The sequence below is a fragment of the Thauera sp. AutoDN2 genome (assembly GCF_051280715.1).
GTDB lineage: Bacteria > Pseudomonadota > Gammaproteobacteria > Burkholderiales > Rhodocyclaceae > Thauera.
Genome location: NZ_JBNCAR010000025.1, coordinates 18,184 through 33,750 on the forward strand (window position 1 = coordinate 18,184; position 15,567 = coordinate 33,750).

Here is a 15,567-nt window from a genome sequence, read left to right on the forward strand (position 1 = left end):
TCGATGCTCGGGTCGCTCAGTAATACTGCCGGATGTAACTGAACGCCTTCTCGAACAGCTCCTCGTCCGCGTGCAGCTTGTACTTGAACAAGGCCTTTCTCAGCGCCTTCTTCACTTCCCGCTCGCCCGCCTGCGTCCCCTGCCATCCCGGGAAGCGCACCAGGCGCACGATCTCGTCGATGTCCGCCACCACGCGCTCGACAATGATCGGGGTCTCGGGGGTCTTCACCTCGTTGAATAGCGCGGTCAGCGCGGCCTTGCCACGATCCTCGTCTTCCTCGGGCGGGGTCTCCCTTTCGGCCTGCAGGGTTTCCTTGGCGATCTGCAGCAGCTGCTTGAGGAAGTCGACGCTGTTGATCTGGCCGGATTCGAAGCGCTCCTTCAGTGCATCCAGCCGTTCGGACAGATCTTTGAACTTCGGATTGCCCTGGTGCTTGCGCAGCCGGCGCTTGAGCTTGATCTCGATTTCCTTCGCCTTCTTCGGGTCGGGGTTCGACAGCACCGCTTCGAGCAAATCGGCGTCGAGCACCAGGGTGTCGAGGTCGTCGCGGATGGTGTCGACATGCACGTTCTGGTGGATCAGCTCGATGGTCTTGGCGCCGAGCGAATGCCAGATCAGCTTGCCGTGGCCGCTCGAGGGCTGTACCGACTGGTAGATCTGCGACAGCCACTTGTAATCGGTCTCGTAATGGCCGAGCAGCGGGTCGGGCGACAGCGCTTCCCAGATGCGCGCGAGCACGCTGTATTCCGCGGCGAAAGCGTCGCGGGTATCGTTGTTCGGCAGGCATTGCTGGGCGGCAATCAGGCCTTCGTAGCCTTGCTGGCTGCGGTCGACGCCGGGGAAAAAGGCGAGGCATTTCTGCATCGCCTCGGGCAGCTTGTCCTTCAGCTCCTGGATGTTGCTGATGACCTGCTTCACGCTCTGGTCGTCGAACTCCAGGGCGGCGGCCACGTCGTTGAAGATGCCGAGGTAATCGACGATGAGGCCGTGGGTCTTCTGCTCGGAATAGGTGCGGTTCACCCGGCAGATCGCCTGCAGCAGCGTGTGGTCGCGCAGCGGCTTGTCGAGGTACATCGCCTGCAGGATGGGGGCGTCGAAGCCGGTGAGCAGCTTGGCGGTGACGATGATCAGCTTGAGCGGGTCGGCCGGGTCGCGGAAGCGGTCAAGCAGGCGCTCTTCCTCGTCGCGGCTGCGGTCGTAGCGGGCGTATTCGGGGCGCTCCTTGCGGTCGCCCGGCTGCACCGACATGACGATGTCGGTCGCCTCGGCGGGCAGCAGCTTGTCGAGCTCGGCCTTGAACAGCAGGCAGGACTCGCGATCGAAAGTCACGATCTGGCCCTTGAAGCCGTTGGGCTCGACCTTGCTCTGGTAGTGCTGGACGATGTCCTGGCAGATGCGGCGGATGCGCTCGGGCGTCTTCACCAGCACCGCCATCTTGGCGGCGGTCTTGGCAAGGTTGTCGCGGTCGAGGTCGGACAGGCCGCCGGTCAGGCCCTTGTAGGCCTCATCGATCGCGGCCTTGTCGATGTGCAGGTCCACCAACCGCGGCTCGAAGTGCAGCCGCAGCGTGGCACCGTCGCGGATCGACTCCTCGAAGCCGTAGCGGCTCAGGTAGCCCTTCTCGTCCTCGTCGGCCCCGAAGGCGTAGAAGGTGTTGCGGTCGGCGCGGTTGATCGGCGTGCCGGTGAGCCCGAACAGGAAGGCGTTGGGCAGCGCCTCGCGCATCTTGCGGCCGAGGTCGCCTTCCTGGGTGCGGTGGGCCTCGTCGACCAGGGCGATGATGTTGCTGCGCTCGTTCAGCGCCCCGGCTTTCCCGTTTGGCGGCTCGCCGAACTTGAAGATCGTCGTGATGATGATCTTGCGCACGTCCTGCGCCAGCAGTTGCTGCAGCTTCTCGCGCGAGTCGGCCTTTTCCAGGTTGGGGATGTCGGCGCCGGTGAAGGTGCCGGTGATCTGGGTGTCGAGGTCGATGCGGTCCACCACGATCAGCACCGTGGGGTTCTTCAGCCGCGGGTGCATGCGCAGCTTCTGCGCCGCGAACACCATCAGCAGCGACTTGCCCGAGCCCTGGAAGTGCCAGATCAGGCCCTTCTTCGGCTGGCCCGCCAGCACGCGCTCGACGATCTTGTTGGCCGCCTCGTATTGCTGGTAGCGGCAGATGATCTTGATACGGCGCTTCTTCTTGTCGGTGGCGAACAGCGTGAAGCTGGCGAGAATGTCGAGCACCACCTGCGGACGCAGCATGCTTTCCACCGACTGCCGCAGCGACTTGAGCGGATGCGTCTGGCCGCGCGCATCGTCCGCCCCGCCATCCAGGTTCCACGGCCCCCAGTCCTTCACCGGCAGGCCGATCGAGCCGTAGCGGAACGCCTTGCCCTCGGTCGCCACCGAGAACACGTTGCAGACGAACAGCTCGGGGACGAACTTCTCGTAGTCCTCATGCACCTGCAGCGCGCCGTCGACCCAGCTGATGCACTTCTTCACCGGGGTCTTGGCCTCGATCAGCACCAGTGGCAGGCCATTGACCAGCAGCACCAGGTCGGCCCGACGCTCGGCGGGGCAGGCGCGGAAGGTGAATTGACGGGTGAGGACGAAGTCGTTGCGCGCCAGGTCGTCGAAGTCGATCAGCCGCAGCGGCACATGCTCGTTGTTCGGCCCGAAGGGCATCGAGCGCTCGCCGCACATCCAGGCGGCCATTTCCTCGTTGGCTCGGATCAGACCGTCGGAACGCACCGACAGCACAATGGCGCGCAGCTTGTAGAGGACTTCATCGGCCAGATCGGGCCGGGCGGCGATTTCGGGGTTGAGGCGGATGAGGGCGTCGCGCAGCCAGGGTTCGACGAGGAGTTCGTGGGGCTGGCGGGGGATGTCGGCGGGAGCTGCGAAGTGCCAACCGATCCTCTTGTGCGTGGAGCCATAGCTGGCAGGGGATTCCTGGGCGGTGTAGGCAGAAGTTGCCTTGACTGGGCCCGCAAGCAGGTCGCGAACGTAGGCTTCGACGGTGTTCGACTCGTTAAACATCGCCGACTACCTCATTCAGAATTTTCTTGTAGGTGCGATACGTTACCGATTTTCTCTCCTCGGTCCGTCGTACAGACTCGAATAGCGTCTCAATCGCTGAAACAACGCTTTCTACTAGATGATCTGGCGGCAGCGGGACTGGTAGCGTTTGGCATAGTTCCAGCGTCAAATTCTGTTGGCCAGAGGTCTTCTTCGATCTGGAACCCAACCAGCGTTGCGCCCAATCTGATAGCAGGTACGCTGCGATGTACCCTGGATATATTCCTTCTCTCATTCGAAAGCGCGCTATCGCTTGATTTATGTTCGCGCTCGGGAAATTCGGCGGAAGAATCGAAACCTTCCCGAGAGGCGGGCCCACGATATTCATGAGCACATCACCCGCTTGAACCCTCGACCTTGCCAATTCCTTTGAGTGCACTTCGGGGGCGACGAATGTTGGCTCGATGCTGAAATCAAGCGATCCATCGAACGTGAGGTTGTAAACCTTCAAGAACGGGATGCCTGTGTCGCTCACACCGGTGGCGCCAGATGGCGTAGCTCCCTTTGTGATCGGTACCACGCTGATGTCCGCGGCAGTGACCAACCGCCACTCAGGGCGAACTACAGCTTGGGACATTTCTACGGTTGCAGGAGAGCTCCCCTCTGTAGCAAATATCGAAACCAGGCCGGACCTCAGCATTACCTTTGCCGCATCCAGTGCAGATGCAGAGGACTCAACGGACTCCCGCGCACAAGCAAGCAGTCCAGATAGGCGAGCCTGTTCGTCGATCAATGGCAGCTCAAACTGAAATTCCGCCAAGCTCGTCCAGTTCGTTCTCGGGCTCAACGATCCCGCCGAGGTCCCGACCGCATGCTCGAAGAACGCATCCGTCTGGCAGATGAACGGCAGCAACTCCGGCAGCAGGACGCCCGCGTCCTTGCTCTCCAGCACGTAGATGTCGCCCGAGCACACGCCGGCAAAATCCGCCACCGCCACCTTGCGCTGATACGCGCGGCGCTTGCCGAACAGCACCTGACCGGGCTCGAAGCGGTTGGTGAAGGTCGTGCCGTCCGCGACATTGCCCCAGCTACGAATGCGCAGGTCACCCGGCTCCAGATGCTCCAGGCCGACATAGCGCTCGAGCCCGTCTGCCAGCGGGCTCTGGCTGCGCGCCTTGGACAGGCGCACCACGTCGCCAAACTTCACGCGCCGCCAGCCGGATTTAAGGGGGGCCGCCGTATCAAGCGTCACGAGCGCGTTCCTTCTTGTCTTGGTCCGCAACCAGGTACGCCTGGTGTGGATGCTTCTCACTTTCCGGGAAAAGGAGCGTCAGGATGCCGGCGTTACGCATCGGTTTGAGGTGTAGCCGTTTCAATTCACCAGCATCACGCCCACCGAGCAGTGCGCTCAGCTCATTTGCGGTGAAAGGTCGCAGTCGGCAAAGATCTTGAATCAGGTCTCGAAGCACGGCCTGACGAGGTCTCTTGCCTGCACGCTGAAGTCGAAGCAGCAGTTCCTCTGGAATCCCCTCATGCAAACCATATGGGGTTTGAGCCCCAAGCATATGGGGATTCGCGCCAACCCCATATGGGGATTGATGTCCTTCTGCAGGCGTCTCGAGCGGTAAACGAACCTGCCCCCTCACATCCATGCCGCCTCCCGAAGGCCTCACCAGCGCGTAGTGCGTGCGACTGCCTGCCCCCTGTTTTACCAACAGCCCCCTGTCCCGCAACCGCCGAAGCGCGCGACTGGCGCTGAGCGTGTCCAAGCCGGTGAAGTCCCGACATGCGGTGTTATCCACGGCACCCGTGGCCCGCGCGTAGATCAGCACCTTGACCTCCTCCAAGTCGAGCGCCTCAGTGGTCAATGAACGCAGCCAGGCGTGATCGTCCTCCGTGAGCAGGTTGTGCAGGAAGAGCGTGACGCGGAACTCGTCCGACTCGCGGCTGGAGTGAAACTCGGGCAGCGTCAGCCCGGCCTCGGCAGCCAGGCGGCGCATGCTGCGGATGCCGGTGCCTTTGGCTTCGGCCAGGTTCAGGTCGTGGAGCACGGCGGCCAGGGTGGGGTTGCGCAGCCGGGAGCCGGGAATGCCGAGTTCGGCGACGGGCTTGAGCGAGTGGCCGACGTTGCGGATCTCGATGCGGTTGCTGTAGCGGATGATCTGAATCGGGCTGTGCTGCGTGTAGCTGCGGTGCATCACCGCATTGGCCAGCGCCTCGCGGATCACCTTGCGCGGGACGATCGGCTCCTGGACGCTGTGCAGTTCGCCCTCGGGCAGATGAAAACCCTTGGGCAGTTCGTCGATGATGCTGGCTTCGGCCAGGGGCAGCGCCAACAGCAGCGGCTTGCGGATCTCGATGGACTGGAAGCGCTCGTGCGGGTCTTCCATCCACTCGATGCCAGGCACGCGGATGTAGTCGATCTTGACCATCGGCAGCATGCGGCGCAGGGCCATCGGTTTGCCAAACAGCAGGATGCCGGCAAGCGTGGGGCGCGGCTCGCCATCGACGCGGCGCACCGCGCCGAGCGCCTCGAGCAGATCGTCGTCGCTGTAGGCGAGCTCCTCGGCGCTGGCGTTCAGGCGGCTGCGCACGCGGCGGTACTCGGCCAGCGCGGCGGGGTCGAAATCGTCCAGGCGCGCATCGGTGAGAATGCTCTGGTCCGGCCCTTTTTGGGGCCGGGTGTCGCCGCGCAGCACCCACAGATCCTCGTCGGTGCAGCGCTGGTCGGTCGAGCCGATGCGGCGGAAGGCTCCGCGCGGCAGGCCGGTGGCCTTGAGATAGACCGGCTTGTGACCGCTATCGACCTCGGCCACATACACCACGACCAAGGTCTTGCCGTCGATGCGTTCGACGCTGATCTCCGGACGCAATGGAAAACTGAGCATGCTCGCGCATTGCGAGGCCAGGTCCCGCTGCAGCTTGTCGGGGTCGGGCACGCCCTCGGGGCGATAAACGGTGTCGCCCTTGTCATTGATCGACCAATCGACGCCGAGCAGCAAGTGGCCGCCGTCCATGCCGGGCTCGTTGGCAAAGGCGATGACGGTCTCCAGCACCGACTTGCCGATCTCCCGCGCACGCTTGGCCTCGATGCGCGGCGACTCGTCGCTGGCATTGAGTTCGTCGAGCAACTCCTGCGCGCTACGCATCGCTTGCCTCCTTCGTCACGCCGAACCCGTCCAGCGTCTCCACCAGCGCATCCATCTGCAGCCAAAACGCCCGCCCGCTTTCCTGCCAGGCGTCCCAGGCCTCGGCGAGGCTGGCCGGCTGTTCGCCGCCTGCCGCAGCGGCGGCAGTGGCCGACGGGCGCTTCACGTACAGCGGAATCGACAGGTTGCCGGCGTTCTTGTGCAGCTCGGCCAGCGTCGCCACCCGGGCAAAGCCGGGCGCGTCGGCGAAGGCCTTGAAGGCGCCGAGGATGCGCTGCTGGTGTTCGGGCTTGAGGAAGCTCTGCGCGCGCTCGCGCGTGACCTCGCCCACCGCGTCGATGAACAGCACCCTGCCCTGGCGTTCGGCCGGTTTGCGCCGGTTGCAGATCAGGATGCAGGACTCCATGGGGGAGTTGTAGAACAGGTTGGGGCCGAGGCCGACGACGGCCTCTACCCAGTCCTGCTCGATCATCTTGCTGCGCATGGCCTGTTCCTCGTTGCGGAACAGCACGCCGTGCGGCCACAGGATGGCGCAGCGGCCGCGGTCGGACAGGCTGGCGAGGATGTGCTGCTGGAAGGCGTAGTCCGCCCGCCCCTGCGGCGGGGTGCCGAGGAAGTTGCGGCCCCACTTGTCCTGCGCCCACGCCTCGCGATCCCACTGTTTGATGGAGTACGGCGGGTTGGCGAGGATGACGTCGAAGCGGCGCAGGCGGTCGCCTTTGATGTGGCGCGGCTCGGCGAGGGTGTCGCCGCGGATGATCTGGAAGTCCTCGACGCCGTGCAGGAAGAGGTTCATGCGCGCGATCGACGAGGTGATGAGATTGCGTTCCTGACCGTAGAGCTTGAGCGTGCGGTATTCGCCGCCCGAACGCTTCACCTCGTCCAGCGCCGAGATCAGCATGCCGCCGGTGCCGCAGGTGGGGTCGTAGATGGACTCGCCTGCTTGCGGGGCGAGGAGCTGCGTCATCAGGTGGACGACGGTGCGGTTGGTGTAGAACTCGGCCGCGGTGTGGCCGGAATCGTCGGCGAACTTCTTGATGAGGTATTCGTAGGCGTTGCCGAGCTCGTCCTCTGGCACGTTGGCGACCGAGAGCGTCTGCGTGGAGAAATGCTCGATGAGGTTCTTGAGCGTTTCGTCGGGCAGGCGCTCACGATTGGTCCACGGCGCATCGCCGAAAATGCCGTCGAGCAGGTCCGGGTTGGCGGATTCGATCGCCCGCATCGCCTGCTGGATCGCGGCGCCGACGTTGCGCGGCGTCTGGCGCACGTCGTTCCAGTGCGCGCCCGCGGGGATCTGGAAGCGGTGGTTCTCGGCGAACTGAGCATAGGACAGGTCGCCATCGGACTCGGCCAGCGCGGCCTCGTACTCCTCGTCCCAGACGTCGGAGACGCGCTTGAAGAACAGCAGCGGGAAGATGAACTGCTTGTAGTCGCCGGCGTCGATCAGCCCGCGCAGCAGCACGGCTGCGCCCCAGAGGTAGCTTTCGAGTTCTTGCTGGGTGATGCGCTTGCTCATTTCAGCCAGCCCCCTTCGGTCATGACCTGGGCGAGGCGCTCTTCGGCCTCGCGGCAGCGCTGGAGCGCGTCCTTGAAGGCGGCGATTGCATCGGGCAGCGGCGGGATGTCTTCCTGCAGCGGCGGCAGCACGTAGCGCGAGATGTTGAGTGTCCAGTCCTCGGCCTCGATCTCGTCGAGCGCGACGACCCGCACCGCGTCCTGAACGTCCTGGAAGTCGCGATACCAGCCGAGGATCTGCGCGGCGTGCTCGACTTCGAGATAGTTCTGCGCCCTGCCCCGCCGGAACAGGCGCGAGGCGTCGGCGACCAACACCTTGCGCCGGCGCGCGCCCGGCTTCTTCTTGCGCAGCACCAGGATGCACGCGGCCAGACCGGTGCCGTAGAACAGGTTGGGCGCCAGGCCGATCACCGCTTCGATGAGGTCGAGCTCGAGCAGCTTCTGGCGGATGCCGCCCTCGGCGCCTTTGCGGAACAGCGCGCCTTGCGGCAACACGACCGCCATGCGACCGGTGCCGTCCGCCATCGACTTGACCATGTGCTGCACCCAGGCGAAGTCGCCGCTCGACGAGGGCGGCAGGCCGGCGAAGTTGCGGCCGAAGGGGTCGTTGAGCCACAGATCCTCGCCCCACTTTTCCAGGGAGAACGGCGGGTTGGCGATGACGCAGTCGAAGGCGGACAGGCGATCACCGTCGAAGAAGGCCGGGTTGCGCAGCGTGTCGCCGCGGACGATCTTGAAGTCCTCGATGCCGTGCAGGAAGAGGTTCATCCGCGCGATGGAAGAGGTGGTGAGGTTCTTCTCCTGACCATAGAGCTTGCCCCACAGGCGCTTCACGTCGCCGTGCATCTCCTGCACGTGCTGCACCGCAGCCAGCAGCATGCCGCCGGTACCGCAGGCGGGGTCGTAGATGGTCTCGCCCTCGCGCGGATCGAGCATGTCGATCATCAGCCGCACCACACTGCGTGGCGTGTAGAACTCGCCGGCCTTCTTGTTGGTGGCGTCGGCGAACTTCTTGATCAGGTATTCGTATGCGTCGCCGAGCAAGTCGGACGTGACGTTGCGGTTGCCGAGCGGCAGCTTCGAGAAGTGCTCGATGAGGTCCTTGAGCAGCGCATCGGACAAGCGCTCCTTATTCGACCACTGGGCATCGCCGAACACGCCATAGAGCGTGTCGGGGTTGGCCTTCTCGATCTCGCGCATCGCGTGCTGCAGCGCCGCGCCGACGTTGGCCGCCTTGGCGCGTACGTCGTTCCAGTGGCAATCGTCGGGGATCTGGAATCGGTGCGACTCGGGGAACCACGCGAGCTGCTCGTCGCCGGTCTCGTCGACGATCTCCTGGTATTCCTCGTCCCACACGTCGCAGATGCGCTTGAAGAAGAGCAGCGGAAAGATGTAGGTCTTGAAGTCGGCCGCGTCGACCGGCCCGCGGAGGATGTTGGCCGATTCCCAGAGGTGCGATTCGAGCTGGGCGAGCGTGATGCTGGGTTGATGCAAGGCGCGTACTCGCAGGTGAAAAACTGGGCTGGATTATCGCAGATGAGACGCTCACAACAGGCGGTCAGGCCTTCGGGCTGCCGCGCAAGCGCGGAACGACGACCTCCCACTGCTCGCACTTGACCGCGTCCATGTACGCGGGCTCGGTCTCCTCCTTGTATCGCACGACGATGCCGAAGACCTCGCACCGCTGGGGTTCGAGCGCCAGCTTGAAGGCCTTTGCAGTGCGTCCGACCATGTCGCCGCGAAGGTCGAGGAGCGCGTAGCGATCACCGTCGGCGCGCAACGCCAGCGGATCTCCAGGCTCGAGCCGGCTGATCGCCTCATGCACCCATGAACCGGGAGGCTGCCGGCCAGCGAAGCCGATGTCGACATCACCCAGAGTCAGCAGCTGATACTGCACGCCCAGCGCTGCGTCATGATCGCCTTCAAAACGGCGGGGCTGCGTCGAGGCGCCAAGCGTCGCGACGAATGCGTTGCCGGGCTCGAAATCGCACAGCGTCAACGTTTCCTCCGCCCGTGTCATGCCCACATAGTAGAGCCTGCGGGCCTCCTCCAACTGTTCGGCCGACGCCTCCCAGCTTCCATCCAGCACGGCGACGTGGCGGAACTCGAGCCCCTTTGCCGAGTGCACCGTACCGAGGAACAGCCCCGGGCGCGGCTGCTGGCGAATCTCGCGGGCGTAGTCGTAGAGCCAGTCGATCACCGTTCCCGGCGCAAGAAGGCAATCGCCGTACTCGCTGCCGAGTTGCTCGAGCGCGGTGGCGAAGAAATCCCGCCAGACTGGATCCGCAGTCAGCTGGCTGGCGTGCTGCGCGAGCGCTGAAGCCGCGAGGGAAGGCACGGAAAGCGCACGCAGATGCGCCACCAGGCGGACGAAGGGGCGCTGCCGGGTGAGCGGCAAGCCGTTCTGCTTGTCTGCCGCGAGGAAATACGGAATGCCGTTGCGCTCGCACAAGGCCTGCACCGGCCACAGGTAGCGGTGACTGCGTGCCAGCACTGCAACCCCCTGCCAGTCATCCCGCCCCTCCAGCACCCTCAGCCGGTCGCACTCCGCGATCACGGCCTGGGCCTGGAGGTTGCCACAGATGCGGTCCGCCCCCGGAATGCGAAGCCGAAGCACGCTGCCGCGCCGCTCGCGATCGAGCGCTTCCCACCTGCCGCCCACTGGCCCGGCCGCACGCGCCGGATCGATGCGGATGGGATGCTGCGCCTTGAGCCGCGAGGCATTCTGGCCAATCAGGTGATTTGCGGCACCGATGATGGCCCGGCTGGAGCGGAAGTTCTCGACCAGATAGCTGATCTGCGCGTCGTACTCTTCGCAGAAACGTGCGATGTGGCGGTTGCTGCCGCCCCGCCACTGATAGATGTTCTGGTCGTCGTCACCGACGGCGAGGATGCACAGATCGCCACCCTGGCCGTCGTGCCGCCCGGCCAGCGCGCTGACAAGTCGGTACTGGCGGTCGTCGATATCCTGGTATTCATCCACCAGGATGTAACGATAGCCCTGCAACAGACGCTCGCGCAGATCGTCTTCGCCTTCCACCGATGCACGGCCTTCCAGCAGTTCCGCAGCGCGGTCGAGGACGGCATCGAGCTCGCCCTCTTCCACCTTGTCGCAGCGATCGAAACTGGTGCCGGTCAGCCGCATCGCCATGGCGTGGTAGGTGAGCACGGTGATCCCGATCGCATCGTTGCCGACCAAGGCAAACAGACGCTTGCGGATCTCGTTGGCCGCATGTCGGTTAAAGGTGAGCGCGATGATCGCCGCGGCCGGCACGCGCCGCACACGCAACAGGTAAGCGATGCGATGCACGACGACCCGCGTCTTGCCCGAACCCGGACCGGCGAGAACGAGCCGGTTCTGGTCCCGGTGGTCCGTGACGATGGCCTTCTGCGTTGCATTCAGCGTGTCGACGATCGCCTTCCACGAGCCCTCGCTGGTGGCGAGCTGCAGGATCTCCTCCTTGCCCGGGAAGTAGTGGCGCAGGAAATCGTCCTTGCTGCGGGTGAAGTAATGCATGACCAGCCGCAAGGCGTCGGCCATCTCCCTGAGCGCGATCTCGGCGTATTCGCGCATCACATGCACTTGGATGCGGCGCTCGCGGTAGTGCTCGTCCAGGCGCTGGAAATCGTCCTTCACATAGCGCTCGCCCTGTTTGTCCGGGTTGATGTCAATCGTCATCGCCCGGCGCATCACGGTCATGCCGTGGTTTAGGGTCAGCACCTCCTGGTGGTGCAGGTAGAGCAGTACATGCTCCAAGGCCTTGAGACGCTGTTCCGGCTTGATCGTGGCGGACAGTTCCAGATCCGCCGCGAGCAGATGCTGAAGCTCGCCAAAGGTGGTCTGCACCAGCAAGTCCTTGCCGCGCTGCCCGGGTGGCAGCTTGCCGAGCAGGTAAGACAGCACCGCCGCGGCGATGCGCCGCCGCTTGTCGCCCAGCCCCTCGACCTGCGACCAGCTGTAGCCGCCGCGGATGCGCAGCTTGAGGTAGGCGCGGTTCACCTGCCTGAGCTCGAAGCTGCTGCGCTGCTGGCTGTCGCCATCGCGATCGAGCGCGAGACTGTGAAGAAGACGGGAGACATGCAAGGGGAGCAACTCGGGTTGGCCGCAGCGCTCGCGCAGGACTGCAGTCAGCGGCGACAGATTCACGTCCTGCCAGCTCCCGTCATCCGCGTCCGGCGCAAGCTCGCGCAAGACCTTGAACAGCGCTGCCTCCAGCGCCAGACAGCGCTGCAGGCGCTCGCTCGACGCCCCGCCAATCCCATGACGCAGATATAGCGTGAGCTGAGAGTCGTTCTCCAGCAGGCCAAGCGCCTCGAGCTGCCTGAGCGCAGCGCTGACCTCCTCGTTCGTCTGCCCGGTCAGCAACATCAACTGGTCGGTATTGATGCGCTCGTCTGCCTCGGCTGAATACAGGTAGCGCAGGATCGCGCGGAATTCCTCGAGACGCCGCTGCGGCAGGCGGGCGTTGTCGAGCCGCTTTGCCGCCTCTTCCTCAGTCAGGCATAGCCTGGCGGGAAAAACCTTCGTGTGGTTCTCTTCTCGCCGCAGAAACTGCCCACGCTCCAGCCAGGCGATGGCGGTAACGACTTTGGTTTCCGCATCCCGGTCATCCGATTCGAAGCTGGTTTGGACGGTCTCGTCCTGCAAAATTTCGCCTGCGGTGATCACCACCTGCCCGCCCTTGCGCTTGTCGGCTTCGAATCGGAGCTTCTTCAGGATCTGCTGGATGTCCTTGTAGCTCAGCCGTGATCGCTCGCTGAGCCCGAACTGGGTTTCGATATCCTGCGGGTCGTAGAGCAAGACGCAACGGGCGTCGCCCTGATCCCGCCCGGCACGACCTGCTTCCTGAAGGTAGTTTTCCAGGGATCCGGGGATGTCAGCGTGGACGACCAGGCGCACGTCCGGCTTGTCCACGCCCATACCGAAGGCGTTGGTGGCGACGATCACCCGCAGCTCACCCCGGATGAAGGCCTCCTGGATGTCCTTCTTCTCGTGTGGCTGCAGTCCAGCGTGAAAATGCCTGCAGGTCCAGTTCTGCCCGAGGAGGAAATCGGCCAGTTCTTCCGCCTTCTTGCGGCTGGCAACGAACACCACGGCGCCGCCCTCACGCCTATCGAGTTCGTCGTGCAGCAAGTCGTGCGTGCGCGCAAATTTTTCCCCGGCCGCCACCGGGAAGACCTCGAAATGCAGGTTCGGGCGCTCGGGCGTGCCGATGAAGGATTTGAAGCGCACGCCCAGCTCATCGAGGAAATGCTTGCGGATGTCGTCCAGCACATCCTGCTTGGCGGTGGCGGTGAAGCAGCCGATGGGGGCGAGCTCACCCTCGCCTGCGAACTCACGGATGAAACGCGCCGCGTAGAGGTAGTCCGGCCGGAAGTCGTTGCCCCACTTCGACAGGCAGTGCGCCTCGTCGAAAATCCAGGCGCCAATCTGCCGATTGGCGATCGCCCTGCGGAAGGCCTTGTTGCGGAACTGCTCGGGCGACACCAGCAGCATGCCCACATCGCCCAACTGGATCTTCTCCAGCACGTCGGCACGCTCGGGCATGGTCAGCAAGCCGTTCAATGCGGCCGCACACTGGACGTTACGGGCCAGCAGGCCGTCCACCTGATCCTTCATCAGCGACTGCAGCGGCGAGATGATCACCGTAAGGCTGCCGTTGCGGTGGTAGCGGTTCAGCGCCGGCAGTTGGTAGCAGATCGACTTGCCGCCACCGGTCGCGAGCACAGCCAACACGGGCTCGCTTCGCATGCCGGCCTGGACGATGTCGTGCTGCATGCTGCGGCCTTCTGCCTCGCAGCGAAAATCGTCGAAGCCGAAGTAGCGCTTGAGTTCCCGCCGGGGGTCGTGCGCCGTGCGGCAGTAGGTGCAGGCGGGGTCGTCGCAAGGCCGATCGCGCAACTCGGCGATCAGCTTTCCCACCGCCGGGAACTGGTGGCGCACCCATGGCGCGAGCACGGAATTACCACCCGACACCCGCAGCCATGCCAGTACGTAGGCGATCGGCCAATGCAGTTCGGGCCGTCGCAGGTCGTCCTCGATCAAACCTTTCAGCCGCGTGCGGCACACCTTGAGTTCACGCTCAAGCCCAGGATCGGACTCCGCCAGCAATACCGGCAGACGACTGGCAACGTCCTCGAGCGACAATGGAGCTCGCCGTGTCAGCGCAAAGAGAAAATTACCCAGCCCCGCCCCCGTGCGCGGTGCGATCAAGGCCTGATAGCACAGCAACTCCTCAGGATTCGCCTCGAACAGCTTGTCGAAGGCGTGCTGCTGGTCGGCGAACAGTGTCAGCGTCGAGCGGCAGTCGGACAGCGGCGAATTCAGGCTGTCGCGGATCAGCTTGTAGTCCTTGATCAGCCGGTGGTAAGGGTTCTGCGGAAAGGCGAGCGGCGACAGGCGCAGCGTGTCGATCACCGGGAGCTGAAACAGCGCGGAGCCCGGCGCAACCTCGCGCAGCACTGGCAAGTCGTGGGCCAGCACGTTATGCCCGAGCACGAAGCTTGCCCCGGCGCACATCGCATCGAGTCGGCCAAGCGCCGCATCGAGCCCCGCACCGGTACTCAACTCGAGCGTTTCACCGTTATCCGCTCGCAACGCACCGATCTTGATGATCCGCTGCCGGCCACCGTCTGCTTGCGGAACCGTCTCAAGATCGAAGATCAAGCACTTGGGCTGGAGGGTATGCGGTGTCTGCGCCATCCGGAAATCCGTCGCTTGCCTGGGTTTGGCTAACGCGACCTGCATGATGTCGATCGGCGCGCTGCAGGCGACAAACCGGCTTCAAGAACGGACGGCAGACCACTGCGGCGCAGTCCGCATGATAGCCGCACTGCTTTGCCATGCACTTGGCAACGACCCTGGGCTGAACAACTTTGCCACACTGAGTTCGCAAAACCTGCCATACAAAGCAAAACAGCGCATCACACTGCAAAGTGTAATGCGCTGTTTTTACTAGGAATTCTTGGTGGCGGAACACGGAACCGAACCCGCGTCCGCATATGAGGTTCTTTAGAAAAGCACTGATCTTGAGGGTGCTCGCCTCTATCAAATGGCCGTTTTGCATCGTGAAAACCACTTGGACCAGCCACAGTTGCAATAGTCCCAACATGGGACTAAACTGCGACCAATGCGAGTAATTGCCGTGTCTACCCTTCGGACCTTCTGGGAGCGCTATCCCGACGCCGAGCAGCCGCTGAAGGCTTGGTATGAGGAAGCAACGAATGCGACCTGGACTCAGCCCGCTGACATCAAAGCGCTGTACCGCAGCGCCAGCGTGCTGAAGAACCGTCGCGTGGTGTTCAACATCAAAGGCAATGACTACCGGCTGATCGTGGCCGTTGCGTACAAGGTGCAGATCGTCTACGTGAAGTTTGTCGGCACCCACAAGGAGTACGACGCAGTGGACGCAGAAACCGTTGAAATGGCCTGACCGGCCACGGAGGAAAACATGGACATCCGCCCTATCCACACCGAAGCAGACTACAAGGCCACGCTCAAAGAGATTTCGGCCTTGATGGAGTCCGACCCTGATCTGGGCACGCCGGAGGGGGATCGCCTGGATATCCTCGCCACGCTGGTGCAAGCCTACGAGGCCAAGCACGTGCCCATCACTGCGCCTGATCCAGTAGAAGCCATCAAATTCCGGATGGATCAAAGCGGTCTGTCCGTTAAAGATCTCGAGCCGATGATTGGCAAAAGCAACCGCGTCTACGAAGTCCTGAGCCGCAAGCGCCCGTTGACGCTGGCCATGATCCGCAGGCTGCACAAGAGCCTGGGCATCCCGGCCGACGTGCTGATTGCGGAGACGGCCGCAGGGTGATCATCCTTGGCCCGCTTCCACGCCAGTTGCAGGTTCTGTCTCGTCAGCGCCGCCTCCAGCAGGCCACCAGTGCCCGTCA

8 protein-coding genes are annotated in these 15,567 nt (G+C 63.8%); 2 read left to right on the forward strand and 6 right to left on the reverse strand.

Going from position 1 to position 15,567, the window contains the following annotated elements:
* Window positions 1-16: 16 nt before the first annotated feature.
* The 6 genes from ACPT9U_RS13025 to ACPT9U_RS13050 all read right to left on the reverse strand — a co-directional run bounded on the left by ACPT9U_RS13025 (window position 17) and on the right by ACPT9U_RS13050 (window position 14,368).
* The gene (locus tag ACPT9U_RS13025; RefSeq protein ID WP_435751246.1) at window positions 17-3,022 is read right to left on the reverse strand and encodes a type I restriction endonuclease subunit R; all 3,006 of its coding nucleotides are present in this window, start codon (window positions 3,020-3,022) and stop codon (window positions 17-19) included.
* Window positions 3,015-4,253 (reverse strand): hypothetical protein, encoded by a 1,239-nt coding sequence (locus tag ACPT9U_RS13030; protein WP_435751247.1) that lies wholly within the window; start codon window positions 4,251-4,253, stop codon window positions 3,015-3,017. The genes ACPT9U_RS13025 and ACPT9U_RS13030 overlap by 8 nt, the downstream gene beginning before the upstream one ends.
* Window positions 4,243-6,150, reverse strand: coding sequence for an ATP-binding protein (locus tag ACPT9U_RS13035; protein WP_435751248.1), 1,908 nt, complete (start codon window positions 6,148-6,150; stop codon window positions 4,243-4,245). Before ACPT9U_RS13035 ends, ACPT9U_RS13030 begins: the two co-directional genes overlap by 11 nt.
* Window positions 6,143-7,666 (reverse strand): type I restriction-modification system subunit M, encoded by a 1,524-nt coding sequence (locus ACPT9U_RS13040; RefSeq protein ID WP_435751250.1) that lies wholly within the window; start codon window positions 7,664-7,666, stop codon window positions 6,143-6,145. Before ACPT9U_RS13040 ends, ACPT9U_RS13035 begins: the two co-directional genes overlap by 8 nt.
* The gene (locus ACPT9U_RS13045) at window positions 7,663-9,159 is read right to left on the reverse strand and encodes a type I restriction-modification system subunit M (protein WP_435751251.1); all 1,497 of its coding nucleotides are present in this window, start codon (window positions 9,157-9,159) and stop codon (window positions 7,663-7,665) included. The genes ACPT9U_RS13040 and ACPT9U_RS13045 overlap by 4 nt, the downstream gene beginning before the upstream one ends.
* Window positions 9,160-9,223: 64 nt before the next feature.
* Window positions 9,224-14,368: a RecQ family ATP-dependent DNA helicase gene (locus tag ACPT9U_RS13050; protein WP_435751252.1), complete on the reverse strand. Its 5,145-nt coding sequence runs from the start codon at window positions 14,366-14,368 to the stop codon at window positions 9,224-9,226.
* Window positions 14,369-14,810: 442 nt separating this feature from the next.
* On the opposite strand from ACPT9U_RS13050, the gene ACPT9U_RS13055 reads away from it, so the two are divergent.
* Window positions 14,811-15,098: a type II toxin-antitoxin system HigB family toxin gene (locus ACPT9U_RS13055; protein ID WP_435751253.1), complete on the forward strand. Its 288-nt coding sequence runs from the start codon at window positions 14,811-14,813 to the stop codon at window positions 15,096-15,098.
* 18 nt (window positions 15,099-15,116) lie between these two features.
* Complete coding sequence (locus tag ACPT9U_RS13060; RefSeq protein WP_435751254.1) at window positions 15,117-15,488, forward strand: helix-turn-helix domain-containing protein; 372 nt, start codon at window positions 15,117-15,119, stop codon at window positions 15,486-15,488.
* The last annotated feature ends 79 nt before the right edge of the window (window positions 15,489-15,567 follow it).